The 18,346-nt window shown below is 38.8% G+C and carries 17 protein-coding genes; 3 read left to right on the top strand and 14 right to left on the bottom strand.

The genetic code is table 11. The features are described from left to right. Nucleotides 1-54: 54 nt before the first annotated feature. The 5 genes from rpsN to parE all read right to left on the bottom strand — a co-directional run bounded on the left by rpsN (nt 55) and on the right by parE (nt 6,235). Entirely contained in the window at nt 55-324 is a 270-nt protein-coding gene (gene rpsN / locus LEUM_RS06635) for a 30S ribosomal protein S14 (protein ID WP_002815025.1), read from the bottom strand. Further along, complete coding sequence (rpmG, locus tag LEUM_RS06640; RefSeq protein WP_002815032.1) at nt 324-473, bottom strand: 50S ribosomal protein L33; 150 nt, start codon at nt 471-473, stop codon at nt 324-326. Before rpmG ends, rpsN begins: the two co-directional genes overlap by 1 nt. Before the next feature lie 165 nt (nt 474-638). Next, nucleotides 639-1,544 (bottom strand): manganese-dependent inorganic pyrophosphatase, encoded by a 906-nt coding sequence (locus LEUM_RS06645; RefSeq protein WP_011680058.1) that lies wholly within the window; start codon nt 1,542-1,544, stop codon nt 639-641. Between the two features lie 46 nt (nt 1,545-1,590). Next, nucleotides 1,591-4,029 (bottom strand): DNA topoisomerase IV subunit A, encoded by a 2,439-nt coding sequence (parC, locus tag LEUM_RS06650; protein ID WP_011680059.1) that lies wholly within the window; start codon nt 4,027-4,029, stop codon nt 1,591-1,593. A 142-nt stretch (nt 4,030-4,171) separates the two neighbouring features. Further along, on the bottom strand, nt 4,172-6,235 hold the full coding sequence (gene parE, locus LEUM_RS06655) for a DNA topoisomerase IV subunit B (RefSeq protein ID WP_011680060.1): 2,064 nt from the start codon (nt 6,233-6,235) through the stop codon (nt 4,172-4,174). Nucleotides 6,236-6,412: 177 nt separating this feature from the next. On the opposite strand from parE, the gene plsY reads away from it, so the two are divergent. Then, nucleotides 6,413-7,027, top strand: coding sequence for a glycerol-3-phosphate 1-O-acyltransferase PlsY (plsY, locus tag LEUM_RS06660; RefSeq protein ID WP_010287393.1), 615 nt, complete (start codon nt 6,413-6,415; stop codon nt 7,025-7,027). Here plsY and dtd read toward each other — a convergent pair. Together dtd and LEUM_RS06670 are read right to left on the bottom strand one after the other, a co-directional pair. Beyond that, on the bottom strand, nt 7,021-7,470 hold the full coding sequence (gene dtd / locus LEUM_RS06665) for a D-aminoacyl-tRNA deacylase (RefSeq protein WP_011680061.1): 450 nt from the start codon (nt 7,468-7,470) through the stop codon (nt 7,021-7,023). The two genes, plsY and dtd, sit on opposite strands and share 7 nt — an antisense overlap. A 160-nt stretch (nt 7,471-7,630) precedes the next feature. After that, complete coding sequence (locus tag LEUM_RS06670) at nt 7,631-9,868, bottom strand: RelA/SpoT family protein (protein WP_041775247.1); 2,238 nt, start codon at nt 9,866-9,868, stop codon at nt 7,631-7,633. A 315-nt stretch (nt 9,869-10,183) separates the two neighbouring features. Here LEUM_RS06670 and LEUM_RS06675 point away from each other — a divergent pair, with 315 nt between their 5' ends. Next, nucleotides 10,184-11,392 carry a multidrug efflux MFS transporter gene (locus tag LEUM_RS06675; protein ID WP_011680063.1) on the top strand — a complete coding sequence of 403 codons (1,209 nt, stop codon included), beginning with the start codon at nt 10,184-10,186 and terminating at the stop codon, nt 11,390-11,392. Between the two features lie 20 nt (nt 11,393-11,412). On the opposite strand, the gene LEUM_RS06680 is transcribed toward LEUM_RS06675, so the two are convergent. The 6 genes from LEUM_RS06680 to LEUM_RS06705 form a co-directional block, all read right to left on the bottom strand. After that, a complete protein-coding gene (locus LEUM_RS06680; RefSeq protein ID WP_011680064.1) occupies nt 11,413-11,715 on the bottom strand; it encodes a DUF7671 family protein in 303 nt (100 codons plus the stop codon). Then, entirely contained in the window at nt 11,708-14,209 is a 2,502-nt protein-coding gene (locus LEUM_RS06685; RefSeq protein WP_011680065.1) for a carbamoyl phosphate synthase preATP-grasp domain-containing protein, read from the bottom strand. Before LEUM_RS06685 ends, LEUM_RS06680 begins: the two co-directional genes overlap by 8 nt. After that, a complete protein-coding gene (locus LEUM_RS06690; protein ID WP_011680066.1) occupies nt 14,190-15,269 on the bottom strand; it encodes a carbamoyl phosphate synthase small subunit in 1,080 nt (359 codons plus the stop codon). The genes LEUM_RS06685 and LEUM_RS06690 overlap by 20 nt, the downstream gene beginning before the upstream one ends. 125 nt (nt 15,270-15,394) lie before the next feature. Beyond that, nucleotides 15,395-15,922: a bifunctional pyr operon transcriptional regulator/uracil phosphoribosyltransferase PyrR gene (pyrR, locus tag LEUM_RS06695; protein WP_011680067.1), complete on the bottom strand. Its 528-nt coding sequence runs from the start codon at nt 15,920-15,922 to the stop codon at nt 15,395-15,397. After that, nucleotides 15,912-16,850 carry an RluA family pseudouridine synthase gene (locus LEUM_RS06700; protein ID WP_011680068.1) on the bottom strand — a complete coding sequence of 313 codons (939 nt, stop codon included), beginning with the start codon at nt 16,848-16,850 and terminating at the stop codon, nt 15,912-15,914. The genes pyrR and LEUM_RS06700 overlap by 11 nt, the downstream gene beginning before the upstream one ends. After that, the gene (locus LEUM_RS06705) at nt 16,840-17,229 is read right to left on the bottom strand and encodes an EbsA family protein (RefSeq protein WP_011680069.1); all 390 of its coding nucleotides are present in this window, start codon (nt 17,227-17,229) and stop codon (nt 16,840-16,842) included. The genes LEUM_RS06700 and LEUM_RS06705 overlap by 11 nt, the downstream gene beginning before the upstream one ends. Before the next feature lie 184 nt (nt 17,230-17,413). On the opposite strand from LEUM_RS06705, the gene LEUM_RS06710 reads away from it, so the two are divergent. Then, nucleotides 17,414-17,797, top strand: a complete 384-nt coding sequence (locus tag LEUM_RS06710; protein WP_002815051.1) for a ribonuclease HI family protein — start codon at nt 17,414-17,416, stop codon at nt 17,795-17,797. Nucleotides 17,798-17,817: 20 nt separating this feature from the next. On the opposite strand, the gene LEUM_RS06715 is transcribed toward LEUM_RS06710, so the two are convergent. Beyond that, nucleotides 17,818-18,345 carry a GNAT family N-acetyltransferase gene (locus LEUM_RS06715; RefSeq protein ID WP_011680070.1) on the bottom strand — a complete coding sequence of 176 codons (528 nt, stop codon included), beginning with the start codon at nt 18,343-18,345 and terminating at the stop codon, nt 17,818-17,820. Nucleotide 18,346: the final 1 nt, after the last annotated feature.

Here is an 18,346-nt window from a genome sequence, read left to right on the forward strand (position 1 = left end):
GCTTTTTATACTAATCCTTCGAATGAAACAATTAGAAGAAGTTGCTGGTTTCTTTTACCAAGAAGCCTTACGAACACCAGGAATTTGACCCTTGTGTGCTAATTGACGGAAGTTCAAACGTGACATTCCAAATTCACGCATGTAAGCGTGTGGACGGCCATCAATCCAATCGCGGTTATGAACGCGTACTGGAGATGAATCCTTTGGCAAAGCTGCCAATCCAATATAGTCACCCGCAGCCTTCAATGCTGCACGCTTGTCAGCGTACTTTGCAACTAAAGCTTCACGCTTTTGTGCCTTAGCAATCTTTGACTTCTTTGCCATTACTTAATCTCCTTAAATGTTACTACTTTGCGAAGTTTTGGTGAGTACTTCTTTAACTCAAGGCGGTCAGGCGTATTACGACGGTTTTTAGACGTCAAGTAGATACGCTCACCAGTTTCATCATTTCCTAGAACGACGTGGATACGCATAATCCTTGCTCCTTAGTGTTTTTCTTAAAATTTTTATTTGCTTGTCAATACAAATATCTATTATACATGAACCGATTACCAGTGTAAAGGTCTGTGAATAAATTTATCAACATTTTATCCACAAAAATTCATAATTCGAATTAAATTAATTTGGTATGAATTTTTTTAGAGTTGGTTTTCTAATGGTGGAACTACTTGCTTCTTTCTAGAAACAACACCAGGTAGATCAATTACATTATTGTCCAGTTTTTGATTAAATGCTGCTTCGATTGATTGAGCAGCATCTCCAATGTACAAGCCCTTAGAGTTTGAATTCAAGATATCAGTAATCACAAACAAAAAGTCTTCATAACCTTCCTCTGCAATTGCTGCTTCAATTCCTGCCTGACGAGATAATACTTCATCAATATCAACAGTGTTGACTTGACCAATCCGGAATTGGTGCCCGCCCATTTCAAATGATTTGGCATCACCATCAATTAATTCTTTATCAGTGCGTGATGACAAATCTGTTCCAGCTTTCAACAAATCCAAACCATAGGCAGCATAATCTTCAAGTCCTGCAATCTTAGCTAAGGATTCCAAAGCGGGTTGGTCGTATGATGTCGTCGTTGGACTCTTGAGCAATAATGTGTCAGATATAATTGCTGAAGCTAATAGACCAGCAATTTCTGCAGGAATAACAATATTTGCTTGTTTGAATTCATAGTACAAAATAGTTGCTACAGAGCCCCATGGCTTAGCCGTGATATACAAGGGTGTAGAATTTGTGAACGCAAACTTATGATGATCATAAATGTTTTCCACGGTAACGTCAGCTAAATTATCAACTGATTGTGCAGCTTCATTATGGTCAACTAAAACAACTGTTTCTGTATCGGCCTCAGAAATTACACGAAGCGGCTTAACTTTAAAATAATCTAACGCGAATTGCGTTTCAGCGTTGGGCTCACCTTGCGCGACTGCTTCTGTATCCTGACCTTGTTGGTTCAATAAATAACTTGCAGCGATTGCTGATGCGATTGTATCTGTATCTGGGTTCTTGTGCCCAAAAACTAAAGTCTTAGCCATTAGTTTATCTCCTAGCATTTTATATTTTTATTTTAACAAAAATTAATCATTTTGTCTCAGAAATTGTTAGCGGTTTTATAATCCACGGTTCGCCATTTTTGTCAGTGTCAACGACATATTGTCCATTGCCAATACGTTGTGATTCATGATAATCACTTAATTGTAATTCTTGAATTTGATAACGCTTTGTCAAAATAGAAAGTGCTTTCACATTGCTATCAAATATTGTCGCTGTGGCAACTTTATAGGCTACAGTTTTCTTTTGTGTGAAAATGAGAACACCTTTATTACCACGTTTTGAATGGTTAATTAACGATACTGGCATATACTTGAAGGCGCCATTTTCAGCAACAATAGCAACACTTTGTTTATCATCGGTAATAAACAAGGCAGCTTTAATCGTGTCATCATCGCGTAAGTCCATTGCCTTGACTCCAGAGGTACGGGAACCAATTTCTGGCACCTCTTTTATCGCGTATCGTAAACCAACACCATTATGTGACAACAATAGCACATTTTGGCGCTTAACATTTTGGAAGTACGCAACATTAACAACGTAGCTCACATCTTTTTTAAGCTTAATAGCCATCGAAGATTTCTTTTTATAAGCTTTGGGAACAATATCTACTAAAGTAGTTTGTTTAATAAATCCATCATTTGAAACTATTGTAAATGCGCCACCTTGTTCGAGATTATCAACAGCGATAGCTTTAATCACCACTTCGTCTTTATCCCAGTTCGATAGTTGCTGTGAAAAATGTTCTCCTGTATCTTTCCATTTTGTATCAGGTAGTTCATGAACCGGTCGATAAATAACATTCCCCTTGTTGGTAAACATAAACAAATGATTTGTCGTATTTAGGGTTCCTTGGAAAACAACTAGATCATCTTCTGCCAGACCATTTTCATTATCCGAAGCTTTAAAGGAACGCAAAGATGCACGCTTATAGTAACCATTACGTGACACTAACACTTGAACATCTTCTTCAGCAATCGTTACCGCTGTATCAATTACCAAATTCTCAACTTCTGCTTCAATAACACTGCGACGTGGTGAAGAATAGGCCTTAGTAATTGCCTTAATTTCTTCGCGAATAACATCTTTCAATGCTGACTCTTCGTGAATAATTTGGTTCAAACAATTAATTTTATCATTCAACTGGGAAAATTCTTCTTCTAATTGCGTCACATCTGTGTTGGTCAATCGATACAATTGCAACGTGACAATGGCTTCAGCTTGTGCTTGTGTAAACTCAAAACGATTAATTAAGTTTTGTGTAGCGTCTTTACGATTCTTAGATGCTCGAATGGTAGCAACGACTTCATCCAATATAGACAGCATGCGGATTAAGCCTTCAACAATATGTTGCCGTGCTTGTGCTTTAGCCAATTCATATGCTGATCGCTTTAATACAACCTCTTTTCGGAACGAAAGGAAAGCTTCTAAACCAGCCTTCAAACCAACGTGTACTGGTCGTTGATCATGAATAGCAACCATATTGAAGTTATAAGATATCTGCAAATCAGTTTTTTTGAACAAATAAGTCAAAATACCATTGGCATTTGCTTCTTTAGATAATTCAATAACAATAGACATTCCCTCGCGATCGGATTCATCGCGGACTTCTGAAATGCCGGTTACTTCTTTATTTAATCGAATGGCATCAATTTTTGATACCAAATTTGACTTAACAACCTCATAAGGCAGTTCAGTAATTTCAATTTTCTTCTTGCCAGCGCGAAGATCAGATATTTCTGTCTTAGCACGAACAACGATTTTACCACGTCCAGTTTTGTACGCTTTTTTTATACCATCAAGTCCCTGAACAATACCACCAGTCGGAAAATCAGGGCCTTTTACATAGCGCATTAATTGCGATAAAGTAGCGGCTGGATGATCGAGTAAGTAGATTAATGCGGCATTGATTTCTTTCAAATTATGGGGTGGGATTTCTGTTGCATATCCCGCCGAAATACCAGTTGCGCCGTTAATAAAAAGACTAGGAATACGAGAAGGTAAAACTGTTGGCTCATAAGTTGTGTCATCAAAGTTCAAAACCATGTCCACGGTTTCTTGACCCAAATCCGCCATCATTTCACCAGCAATTTTAGACAATCGCGCTTCAGTATAACGCATTGCTGCAGCCGGATCATTGTCCACTGAACCATTATTACCATTCATGTCTATCAACGGCTCACGAACTTTCCAATCCTGCGATAAACGTACCATGGCTTCATAAATTGATGAATCACCGTGCGGATGAAAATTACCCATTACGTTACCAACAGATTTTGCTGATTTACGATATGGATGATCATAAGTGTTTCCATCCTGATCCATTGCAAACAAAATACGCCGTTGCACTGGCTTCAATCCGTCTCGAATGTCTGGCAAAGCACGTTCTTGAATTATATATTTTGAATAGCGCCCAAAGCGCTCCCCCATCACTGCTTCAAGTGAGAGTTCGGTTATACGATCTGCCATCTAAGTGCGGTTCTCCTTGATTAAAACATCTATAAAATTACTAATTACAGATAAATGTCATAAAAAGTTTTATTTAAAATATTAAGTAATAACCTAACCATATTTTGAATAGCTAGCTATTCTTATCTAGTAACAAGTGAAATCAGTCGTCACCATTCTGCCAAGTCTTAATGACTGGCATATTTTTTTGTTCTTTAAATTTTGTACCAGTTTCTTGATTGCGCGCTTTTTCAAAAACATCACTAGACTTTGTGTCATCCCCATCAACTGTGTCTAGAATTGACCCGGCTTCATCCAATGTAAAGTGAACATTGGCTTCAATCCATTCACGCCGCGGATCAACTTTATCACCCATCAATGTAGTGACACGTTTTTCAGCTAACACAGCGTCATCAATTTTAACACGTATTAATGTTCTTGATTCGGGATCCATTGTCGTTTCCCATAATAATGGCGCATTCATCTCACCAAGTCCCTTGAACCGTGTTAATTCATAACGTGCATCACTCTGACTGGTAATTGATTCTAACTCATCATTAGTCCAAGCAAATTGATCTTCTATTTTCTTGGAAGAGTACTTGACGCGGTATAATGGTGGTAAGGCTATGTAGACACGCCCAGCTTCAATTAATGGCCGCATATACTTATAAAAGAATGTTAGTAGTAGGGTTTGAATGTGCGCGCCATCATCATCGGCATCTGTCATAATGATAATTTTGTTAAATGAAGCATCTTCAACTTTAAAATCAGTTCCAACACCGCCACCAATAGCATAAATCAATGTTGATATTTCTTCGTTTTTTAAAATATCTGCTAACTTAGCTTTTTCAGTGTTTAGTACTTTTCCACGTAGCGGCAAAATGGCTTGGAACTTACGGTCACGACCTTGCTTTGCAGAGCCCCCGGCTGAATCACCCTCGACTAGAAAGAGCTCATTTTTATCAGCATTTTTAGATTGGGCAGGTGCTAGCTTCCCGGAAAGCAGACGATCTTTCGCCCCTTTAGTTTTACCAGTGCGACTTTCGTCGCGGGCGCGACGAGCTGCTTCTCGAGCTTCGCGCGCGCGAAGTGCCTTACGGATTAAGTTTTGTCCGAAGTCACCATTTTCCATTAAGAAGCGTCCAAGAGTTTCATTAACCACAGAGTCAACAATACCACGTGCCTCTGGCGTTCCTAGTTTATCTTTGGTCTGTCCTTCAAACTGCAAAAACTGTTCTGGAACACGCAATGAAATAACAGCTGATAATCCTTCACGGACATCCGTGCCTTCTAAGTTTTTATCTTTATCTTTTAGTAAGTTGACTTTTCGTGCATATTCATTAAAAGCCTTTGTCCACGCAGTTCGGAAACCGACTTCGTGGGTTCCACCATCCTGTGTACGGACATTGTTAACAAATGAAAGAAGTGTTTCAGAGTAACCATCATTGTACTGCGCTGCAACATCAACAACAATACTCTCTTGTTCACCCTCAAAGGTCATAACTGGTCCGATAGTTTCTTTGTCTTCATTCAGAAAACCAACAAACGCTTCAAGACCTTTTTCATAATGATATTCTTCAACACGAACCGGATCAACTCTTTCGTCGGTTAACGTAAACTTAACACCACTCATTAAGAACGACGATTCACGCAAACGTTCTGCTAAAATATCAAATTTATAAACCGTAGCACTAAAAATTGTCGCATCTGGCTTGAAAGTAACCGTTGTCCCTGTTGGTTCCTTAGTTTTACCTAAATCTCGTAAGGTACCAACTGGATTACCACCATTCACGAATTCTTCTTGCCACTTATGGCCTTCGCGAACAATGGTTACCGTTAAGCTCTCCGACAATGCATTAACAACAGAAGAACCAACACCGTGTAACCCACCGGAAGTCGCATAGCCACCCTGCCCAAACTTTCCGCCGGCATGTAAAACTGTTAAAATAACTTCTGGTGTGGGTTTACCAGACTCATGCATGCCAATTGGCATCCCACGGCCAAAGTCTTGTACGGTGATAGCGTTATTATCATGTATCGTAACGCGAATTTCATTTCCATAGCCACCAAGTGCTTCATCAACAGCATTGTCAACGATTTCATAGACCAAGTGGTGCAAACCACGACCATCTGTTGAACCGATATACATTCCTGGACGTTTACGAACGGCCTCAAGTCCTTCTAAAATTTTTATTGAATCTGAATCATAATGATTTTTTTCTGGCATATTAATCTATCCTTCGATACACGAACCAGTGTTCGTGCGCTAATGTCAATCTATTTTATCATAGATGAAAATCTTGTTTCTGACAAGTGTCAATATTTTATTTTCAATAAGTTATGCCATATACTACTTAAATATATGGTAAACTTGTACTTGCTTTTATATTAAAGGGGTTTTTTTATGTTTACTACTATATTAATGTTTATACTCTCTTACTTGAGCGGATCTCTAGTCCCAGGATTTTGGGTAGGTAAAATCTTTTACCATAAAGATATTCGCGATGAGGGGTCAGGTAACATTGGTACTACCAATTCATTCCGTGTTTTGGGTATCCGAGCTGGCATAACTGTGCTGGCACTTGATATGCTTAAAGGTACGGCAGCAGGCTTGCTTCCCTTATTGTTCCATAGTAGCATTAATCCAATGTTAGTGGGTATTGGTGCTATACTGGGACACACGTTCTCCATCTGGATTGGCTTTAAAGGTGGTAAAGCAGTTGCTACTTCAGCTGGTGTATTACTTGCCTATAATCCCATATTTTTCATCATCATCATTAGTATTTTCGTTATTTTATTGTCAATTAGTTCAATGGTATCTCTGAGCTCTATGATTAGTTTCTCATGCGCCGTCCTAATATCACTATACTATCATGATTGGATACTAACGATAGTTGCTACCATATTAACAATTTTTGTTTTCTACCGCCATCGTACAAATATTTCCCGAATCAGAAATGGTACAGAAAGTACTATACCATTTGGCTGGTATTATAACCACAAGAAAAGCGCTCATTGAGCGCTTTTTGTATCGAATAAAATTGTCACCGGTCCATCGTTTGTTAAGCTAACTTGCATATCCGCTCCAAATTCTCCAGTTTCAACCTGTAATCCACTTTCCCTTAATGTCGCATTGAATTGATTATACATAACAGTCGCAAATTCTGGTGCCCCTGCCTTGGTAAAACTTGGACGATTTCCTTTTTTAGTATCAGCAAACAACGTAAATTGTGAGATAGATAAAATAGCGCCAGAAACGTCTTCGATACTACGATTCATCCGGCCGCTTTCATCTTCAAAAATTCGTAAATTATGTATTTTCCGAACTAAATAATCTATATCTGCTTGCTCGTCACCGTCAGCAACGCCAACTAACAATACATATCCTTTGTTAATTGCTCCTTTTACTTGGTCGTCAATTTTAACACTAGCTTTGCTTACGCGTTGCAATACAACTTTCATGCTATCTCCATTCTAAAAATACATTTACTTGCTAACATCATACGTGAAAAACGATATCGTATCAAGAACTTTCAAACGTCTTCCAGTTTTGACACAATTTTTATCATAAAAAGCCTCAAAATTGTTTTATTTGAGGCTTATCAACATATTTTGACATATTTTAATGAAATGTGCGTTCCACATCGTATACTGCTGGTAGATTGTTTAGAGAATCCATAATTGCTGTCAGCTGTTCTGAATTTTTGACACCTATTGATAGAGAAACTTGCGCCATCCCGTTTTTTGTCACATGACCGTTAACAGAATTAACATAGCGCGTTCGTCCATTAACACTACGAAGTACATCGTTTAGCAATCCACCGCGATTTTCACCATGAACAGTCAAATCAGCATCATAATTAGGTTTTGAGCCATTTTCATCTTCCCACTGTACATCCACAAGACGTTGTCCTTGAAGTTGAGCGGCTCGAATATTTGGGCACCCCACACGATGAACAGAAATACCACGTCCCTTCGTGATATAACCTTTAACATCGTCTCCTGGAACTGGTGTACAACATCGACCTAAACGTACTAATAAATTATCCACTCCTGCAATAACAATATCATCAGCCGTTGATTTTTGTCGTTTGGTGAAAGCTGTTTCATCACGAGTGATTTCGTGGCCTTCCTCCAGCATTTCACGCTGTAATTCTGCTGTAGCAGCTTCCTCATTAGCCTCTCGTATCTTTTCGGTTAATTTATTAGCCACACCAGGTACAGCAATATCGCCAAATCCTATTGCTGCCAACATATCATCTGGCGTATGATAGTGCATCTTATCTGCGGTTTCTTGAATATTTTCTGGCGTCAGAATCTCAGCAGGATTGAAATTATTGTCTCTTAGGTTTTTAGCTAACAATTCACGCGCTGCGGCGATGTTGTCTTCTCTATCCAACTGCTTAAAATACTGCTTAATTTTGTTTCGTGCTCGGCGTGTCGAAACAATCTCTAACCAGTCACGGCTTGGTTTAGCATTAGCAGAAGTGATAATTTCTATAATATCACCGGTTTTTATTTTATAATCCAGTGGTACGATTCGACCATTTATTTTTGCACCAGTTGTTTTAATCCCAATATTTGTATGGATTGAAAACGCCATATCCAACGGTCCGGCACCTTTAGCCAGTTCGAACACATCACCACGAGGTGTAAACGCATAAACACGATCAGAAAACAAATCACCCGTTACACCATCCATAAAGTCTTCGGCATTTTTGGCATTTTCTTGCAGTTCTAATATGCCTTGGATGACATTTAAGGCTTGCTGACTGTTATCATCGACATTTGCCTCTTTATTTGAGCCCCGATTTTTTTTATATGCCCAATGTGCAGCTACTCCATATTCAGCCACTTCATGCATATGATGCGTACGAATTTGCACTTCCAATGGACGTCCGTCAGGACCAATAACTGTGGTATGTAAACTTTGATATCCGTTCGCTTTTGGCAATGCAATATAATCTTTAAAACGGCCAGGAATCGGTGTCCATTTTGAGTGTATTGCTCCTAATACAGCATAAGTGTCCGGAATCGAATCCGTTAATACACGAACAGCCAATAAATCATAAATTTCTTCAAAAGCCTTATGCTTATCCACCATTTTTCGATAAATTGAGTAAATATGCTTTGGACGACCATACACATCAACATGACTTAATTCAAGATCTTTTATCGCACCATTAATCTGGTCTACTGCTTCCTGTACGTAGCTAATTCGTTCTTCGCGCTTCATATTCATCAGTGAAGCAATATGATAATATTGCTCGGGATCAATATAACTTAAGGATAAGTCTTCAAGTTCCCACTTAATCGTACTAATACCAAGGCGGTCAGCCAGTGGCGCGTAGATTTCCAATGTTTCTTTTGCAATGCGCTTTTGTTTTTCTTCCCGTAAAGCGCCTAAAGTGCGCATATTGTGCAAACGGTCGGCTAACTTAACAATAATCACACGTATGTCTTTTGACATAGCTAAAAGCAACTTACGATGGTTTTCTGCAAGCTGTTCTTGTGAACTTTGATATTGAATTTTACTAATTTTCGTTACACCATCAATAATTTGGGCAATTGTTTCTCCAAAATTATCTCGAACATCCTGTAACGTAGCCGTCGTATCCTCAACAACATCATGAAGATAGCCTGAAATAACCGTTGCCGTATCCATCTTCAGTTCTGCCAAAATACCAGCAACTTGAATTGGATGAATAATATATGGTTCCCCAGACTTACGTTTCTGCTCCTTGTGCAACTCTGACGCCCATTCGTAGGCCTTTTTAACATTTTTTGTATCTGATTCGGACATGTATTGTCCGACCATCTCGAGGACTTCCGGTCCTGTATAATGCTTTGTTTTTGCCATATTTTAGCGTATAATGTGTGACCATTTATCCATGTTTCAGTGTTTGATACACTACTGTCTTAAACAAGCTAGATCCACTGATTTCAAAGATGTCGCACACAATTCCCTTCATGGATTCCGGAGAGTACAAAATCACTTAACAAAACGATTTGCACCTTATTAACGCTTTACAATGCGTACTCTCATTATAAGCAAAATTTAATTTTTTCACAAGCCACGTTTAAATCTGTGCACGAGTGAGTCATAAGCGCTAAAATTAAATAATAAACTTTACTTGTTTAATTATTTAAAAATAGGGAGATAACGTGCTTAGTCATGTCAAAAAATCAAGAAAAATCTCTTTGGAAACGTAACGTATTGGTCCTTTGGTTTGGTGTGTTTATGACAGGAATCGCTCTGAGTGAAGTCATGCCATTTCTTTCTTTGTACATTGACACCTTAGGCCATTTTAGTAAAAATCAGCTAACATTTTATTCTGGGGCAATTTTCTCTGTGTCATTTTTAGTTATGGCGATCGTGTCCCCTTTATGGGGGAATCTCGCTGATAGAAAAGGTCGCAAATTAATGATGCTTCGTGCTGCACTTGGTATGGCGATTGTCCTATTTTTAATGGGGTATGTCACTAATGTTTGGCAATTATTCATTCTTCGTGCCCTTCAAGGTGCTACGGGCGGCTATATTTCCAATTCAAATGCCTTAATTGCCACACAAACCCCGAAAGAACACGCCGGTCACGCACTTGGCATTTTGGTAACTGGTATGACAGCTGGTAATTTACTTGGTCCACTATTTGGTGGTACTTTAGCTTCAGTTGTTTCATATCGTATGTCTTTTCATATCACCGGTATCATTTTATTTTTGGTATTCATACTGACCATGTTTTTTGTTAAAGAGGAGCCTCACGTAGCCCCTGCTGATTCAAATCCAACGTCAACAGCTGATCTCTGGCACGCACTACCAAACAAACAATTAATTTTTGGACTATTTATTACTACAATGTTAGTACAAACAGTCAATACCTCCATCAATCCCATTATCAGTCTGTTTGTCCGCGAGTTAACAAACAACAGTAACAACACTACCTTTCTCGCCGGTGTCGTGGCAGCAATGCCTGGTATTGCAACAGTTTTTGCAGCGCCACAGTTTGGAAAAATTGGTGACCGCGTGGGTACACACAGAATGATAAAAATTGGTTTTTGTATTGCTATCGCTGCATTAGTCCCAACAGCATTTGTAACAAGTGTCTTCATGCTAATGGTATTTCGATTTATTATTGGTATTAGTGATGCCACCATGTTACCAGCTGTGCAGACCTTGCTATCTAAAAACTCACCCTCAGCAATGACTGGCCGAATCTTCAGCTATAATCAAAGTTTCCAATCAATCGGAAGTGTCATGGGTCCAATGTTTGGTGCCCTAGTAGCCAGTGTATTTGATTATCGAGGTATTTTTATTTTCAGTGCTTTGTTAATCGTATTGAATGCTATCCTGTTTAACTTTAACACCAAATCTTTGAGAAAATAAGCATACAAAAAGGATGAACTTTATGATTCATCCTTTTTGTATGCTTCAAGTTTTCTCAAGTCAACAGTTGCTTCTGTCCATCTTTGTAACGGCACATAATCATGGCGCTTATTAAAAGATAATTTTTCTTGTGATAGTACAGCAACACTTTGATTATTTTCTGTCAAAAATACTTGCCCAGTATGTTTGTACTTTCCTTTTGTATGTTTTCCAGTTCGCCACCTGTGCAAAGTCGCGCCATCTTTAGGAACATAGTTTCCTGACAGATCCTGCTCAACTACAATACCTGTAAACAGATGTGTTTCATACTTGTCTTTACTCATAATATTTGATGCCCACCCCTAATTCAAATCTTGTACCATCAATAGGCTCTGTGGGTTGCAAGTGGAGCTCATAATCAATATTGGAAGCCGCTAAGCGGACATCTGTTTGTAGTGTCAATTTATTAACATTATCCAATAACTTTCTATCTTGCTCCGTCATCCGATCTAACAATGATCGAACTGTCATACGTAGCCACTGAACCTGCATTACTTTGCTTATAAAGGCAACTTGTCCAAATGGCATAGGACGTAACCATGTATCATAACTGATGTTTGAGACTTCAACATGATCTACCCAGTCATTACCATTTTGACACCATATTACCTGGTACACGCCTGGATTTTCCAGATGTGTTTGTGTTAGCTCTTTTGGCAAATCAACAATTTGTGGCACAATTCGCATTTCACCGACCATGTGTTGGGTGATGTTAATTGGATAAATTTGATGCCCATCAGAAAATACGTTTAAGGCAAATTCAGTTTGTGTTGTTTCCGGTCCACTTGGTGTATGCTTTTCCTTTGGCAAAATCAACACGTTCTGATTGAGTTCGCGTAATGCCTTAATTAACTTACGTCGATTCCCTGGAACAATTATGGCTATCGGATTTTCGAGTTCAACAACCTTCATGACGTCTGAAATTTCCAATGGCTCCAAATATTGCTTATCAGCCAAATTTTGCATCAGCGTTGCATCACTAGCGTTATTATTCATAATTACAGTATGGTACTGCAGACGTCGTAGTTCAGATAACACAACGGTTGTCGCATAACCACCAGATGCAGCATCCCCTAGTCTAAATGCACCACTACCGATGACCAGAACAGTATTATCACTGACCTGTTCAGATTCATTTTCTTCTTCGTAAGTCGAGTAATATTGACGTGCATTCTCTGGAAACTCACCGGCCGATGGTTCTAAAGCTTTATAAGTTGGGTCAATGTTGTGTTCCTTTGTTAAGGCTCGAATAATTTTAAAATCGGTATCCCAAAAAAGAGCAATTAGACCATCTGATAAGCCATACCTTTTACCACGCCGCAATGACACGATACTGTCTACATCTTTTTCAATCTCAAGTTCTAATTGCAATAGATGCCTTAATTGATAAAAGTAAAATTCGTCAATATTTGTTAATTCGGCTAACTCGTCAATTTCGTAACCACGTTTTATGGCTTCAATGAGTAGCAACACACGATTATCTTCAGGATGAATTAGCTGCTGGATTAATGCGTCATCACTAACATGTGCCATATTTGTTGGTGAAAATGTGGCATTGTTAAAATGTGCCGATCGAATGGCTTTTTCGAGAGCCTCAATGAATGTACGCCCAAACCCAATCGTCGAGCCAACAGACTTTTGTATACTATTCAGCTGTCGATTCACCGAAACATTGGATTCCTCTAACTCACCGAATGGAAAAATTGGCAACTTTACCGTGATATGATCCATCATCGGTTCCATCATAGCCATTTTTTGACCAAAATCGTGTGAAAGCACAATGTCTTCTAACGCAATACCCATCGCCAAGTTAATGGCTACTAGCATTACTGGATATCCAGTTACAAGCGCCATACGACTAGACATTTGATCAATATAGGGTGAAACCTTAATGATATAAATAGCACCTGTCGTATCGTCAAAGGCAAATTGAACGTGCATTACACCTTGTAATTCTAATAAATCAGCAACTTGGAAGGCATACATCCTCATTTTTTCCAAAATTTGGTCTTGAATCGTTAATGTTGGTGACACACTTAATGAATCAGCAGTATGAATACCAATTGGATCCATATCCTCACTGGCACCGATTTTCATCTTGTTCCCGCGAAAATCTCGTAACACTTCCATTCCAATTTCTTTCAAACCATTTATGGCTTTAGAAATAATGATTTCTTGCGTCATTGACTGTGTTTTGGCATTATCAATTGCTTCTTCAAATTCATCTAACCGCTCAACCATCTGACGTGTATTAGTATTTTTTGGATGCAGAGATCTAATCATTAATGGGACCTGAAGCTCACGTAACAATTCGTTTGCATCGTCTTGCGCTTTGACAACATGGCTTGTGATAACTGGTAAACCAGCTTCTGCCATAAATTTCGTAAAATCAGCCAGATTATTAATCCTTAGTAACATATCAATGCTCAAGCCAAGAGTTTGAGGTACTAAACCGTCCCCATGCTCCCATGATTGCACAACATCTGCCCATAACCTTACCGCGCGCACGCCACCAAAAAGTGGTAGCACCGTGTCAATATGGTTATGCTTAATAACCTGTTTAACGTTTTCAACTGTCAAAGGCTTCCAAATTGTTTCAGCCGCTAAACTTTCTAGAGACAATGCGTAAGGGTTTTCGTCAATTAGAAAGACATTAATACCATGTCCCTTTAATTCGGGCATGACCTGATAAATGGCTGCATCATGCTCCGATTCAAGACCAAAATCATTTGATCCCGCACCAATGAATAAAATATTTTTAGCTGTGATGTTCGACATAATCTTCTACCGTTTCAAAAAAATCTGCAAATACTGCTGTCGCTTCATATGGTCCTGGAGCGGCATCTGGGAAAAACTGTACACTAAAAGCTGGATAATCACGGTGACGCAGTCCCTGTACAGCACCATCTACTAAATCACGATAGGTAACAAATAATTTCTTATGGTCAAGTAATTCTTCGTCAACCGCATACCCTTGGCCCTGCATTGCATAAAAAATTTGCCTAGAAATAATTTCTTGAATAGGATGGTTCATGCCGTGATGTTCAGATGGGAGTGCCACCAATGTTGCATCATTGGCTAAAGCAAATAATTCATGGCCCAAGCCAATACCCAGTAACGGCGCCTTTGTTTGCAATACTCTGATCAACGTAAGAACACTTTCTGGCAGTGAGCGCGGATCGCCAGGGCCTGTAGATAGGATAATGCCATCTGGATCTAAGGTTAATACTTCATCAACACTTGTTGTATATGGTAAAACGGAAACATTGGCATCGTAATCCCCTAACATGCGAAGAATACCATGTTTTAAACCGAAATCTATTACTACAATATGACGACCACGCCCGGGATTAGCATATGGCTTAGAGGTCGCTGTATTTTGGACTTGTTTATTTGTTAAAACTGTCGCTACTAATTGATCTACTGCGTGATCATCAGCGTAGTCAACAATTGTAGCTTTTTGTGGCCCAGTTTCTCGCAAATGTCTGATCAATTTTCGTGTATCAACTTGATACAATCCAGGAATATTGTGTTGCTTCAGGAAACGATCTAAATTCATACGACGTTGCCGATTAACTGATACCTCAGCCAAATCATGTACGATCATTCCTCTTATCATTGGTTTCACTGATTCATAAGCCTCAGCATGAATACCCGCTGCCCCGATAACAGGCATCGAAAAGACAATCATTTGCCCATCGTAAATTGGATCTGTGATAATTTCTTGATAACCAGTCATGGCCGTATGAAAAATGATTTCCCCAAAAGTGGTGGCAGGTGCACCAAAGCCAAGGCCCTCAAAAACCGTGCCATCTTCTAGGATTAAATGTCTAATCATAAGCTATAATTCTCCAAACTGCTGTATACAAATAGACAGTATTGTATACAGCATTAAAGTAACAGATTATCTGTTATCTACTTCCCCACAAATATATCAATTGATCCTTAGCCGCCAAAAAGTTATTAATGAACAATTTCAACTGCATCTTTTCCATCAATTTCTTGCACAAAGACTTTAATCTTTTCATTCTGTGCGGTGGGAATATTTTTTCCAACGAAGTCTGCTCGAATAGGCAATTCTCTGTGTCCACGATCCACCAAAACAGCTAGTGAAATCGTTTTAGGACGACCAATATGAATCAGTGCATCCAATGCTGCTCGAATAGTTCGTCCTGTAAACAATACATCGTCAATCAAAACAATATTCTGTTCGGAAATGTTCAATCGCTCTTCTGAGTTCAAACCTAAATCGTTATGCTGATCAGGTTTATCATCCCGAAAGTTAGTAATGTCAATGGCCATGACCGGAATTTGAACGCCTTCTAATTGTTCTAAACGATCTGCAATACGGCGTGCAAGATACTCGCCACGTGTTTTGATTCCCACCAGAACCAAATTTTTACCGCCCTTATTACGCTCAATTATCTCGTATGTAATACGAGTTAACGCGCGCTGTAATGAGGCATTATCTAAAACTTCTTTATTTGGCATATTCATCTTCCTCTCTATTAATCGGTGTTAATGTTGATAAAGCAAACTGAAAGTAATCTGGTAATGGACTGTCAAATGACAGTTCATCGCCTGTTGTAGGTTGCTCTAAAGTCAGTGTCTTAGCATGCAATAATTGCCCATTCAACTGTGTACCATCTAGCTTCTGTGCCGTGCCGTATACCGGATCCCCAACAACTGGATGACCAATGTAACTCATATGCACCCTTATTTGGTGCGTTCTGCCAGTTTCTAAACTCACTTTTAACAGCGTATAACCAACATATCGTTTTAAGACACGAAAATGCGTGACAGCCTCACGTCCGCCTTCAATAACTGCTTGTTTTTTTCGATCAATTTTATGACGTCCAATCGGAGCTTCAATTGTTCCTGAATCTTCCGTAAATTCACCACGGACTAGCGCGTAATACACGCGCTGATTTTTATGAGATTTTAACTGTTCAGATAGTGAACGATGAGCCTTATCGTTTTTTGCGACCATTAGTAGGCCGCTGGTATCACGATCAATGCGATGTACTATTCCAGGTCGGAATTCACCATTGATGGTTGACAATGGTGAATGATGAAGTAATGCGTTCACCAATGTACCAGAACTATGTCCTGCAGCAGGGTGCACGACCATTCCTTGTGGCTTATTTACAACAATAATATCATCATCTTCATAAATAATATCAAGCGGAATGTTTTCAGCTTCGATCTTTGTTTCTTGAGTCTCAGGTGGAGTAATAGATATTGTATCTCCACTGACAACTTTATATGAGCGTTTTACTTTATGATTATTAACTAAAATCGTACCATCCACTAGCCAATTTGAGAGTGTGGTACGTGAGTAACTCAGATTTTCTTTCGATAACACAGCATCAACACGCCCAGCTTGATCTGTTATATGAATTAATATTTTATTTGCCATCAGTATCCATGTAATCCTTAATTTGTTGCACAATGTTTTTTGTAAGATAATATTTTCGTTCTCGGCCAGCACGAATAAATGATAAAACATGACCATTCAACTGCCAATGTTCAATATCTTTCAAAGAAATTTTTTCATACTCTGATAATAACACCCGACCCAAAAAAAGATTAGGCCCAGCGATGTAAACACGTCGACGAACGACTAGTAGTACGCCTAATAAAATCATCACCATAATAAACAAAATTGGTAGGATTTCAAGTTTGAAACTCATTTCATCCCAAACGACAATACTGCCCATAAAAAATATACCCCACCACAACCAACTAATTGTACCTGTTGAATCCAGTGGTTGAAAAAAACCGCGTCTTGGTATCATGTGTTGCCCTTTTCTGTAAACGTATTCAACTAATATTTTACCAGATTTCAATTAAAGGAATGTAAAAAGTTACTGCTAACAATGCATAGCTTATTATCCTCAATGTATTATTCGACGACAACATATAATATTTCAACAAAATTTGTTATACTTTCGATATACGTTCAATTAAAAGGAAACTTATATGATTACACTATATGTTGACGCAGCACGTGACGTATCCACTGGTCGTTCGTCAGCTGGCGCAGTTTTAATTATTGATAAAGTACAAAAACAGCTAAAAACAGCCTTGAGAGAGACTGTTAATAATCATGAGGCTGAATTTTTGGCAGTTCTTTGGGCATTAAAGTACCTACCTAGCAATGAAAATGTACAAATATATAGTGATTCAAAAATCGTAACTGATGCCTTGCATAAATCTTATGCAAAACACTACCAAGGGCTTGTTGATGAAATCAATCTACAATTAACACCATACCCTCTAGTTTTGATCAATTGGGTTCCAGAAAAAGAAAATCGCGGAGCTCATAATTTAGCTTTGCAAGCATTAAAAAACGCGAACCATTAAAGTTCGCGTTTTTTAATTGTTTACAATACAAGTTGGTACGCCCATCGAACACCATTAATTTCTTCTCCCTCATTAATGTGCACAATGCCACGCTTCTCAAATCCATTACCCGTGATAACAGCTTGCATTGGCAAGTTACCTGGATGAGTATCAATTCGAAAATCGCTTGTACCGTTTTCATAGAAAAATGTCAAAATAGCAGTCATGAATCGCTGCGCCAGTTTTTGCCCCCGGTACTTATCAAGAATAGCAAAGCGATGAATGCCAATGTAATCTGTTTCATCATTTAGCCATTGACCGTCCTCTATTAGCGTATATATCGGGTCTTCACCTGCTAATATTGCTGTATATCCCGCAACTTGATGATCCACAACCAACACGAATCCTCTTTGCAGTACTAAGTCTTCCTCAATCGTATCTTGATTAGGATATCCCGATTGCCACTGTGAAAGCCCTTGTTCTTTCAGGTAATAACGGGCATTATTGATGATTGATACAATTGATTTTATATCCTCCTCATGCGCCCGTCGCATATAAACTGATGTCATA

The organism is Leuconostoc mesenteroides subsp. mesenteroides ATCC 8293 (assembly GCF_000014445.1).
Lineage (GTDB): Bacteria > Bacillota > Bacilli > Lactobacillales > Lactobacillaceae > Leuconostoc > Leuconostoc mesenteroides.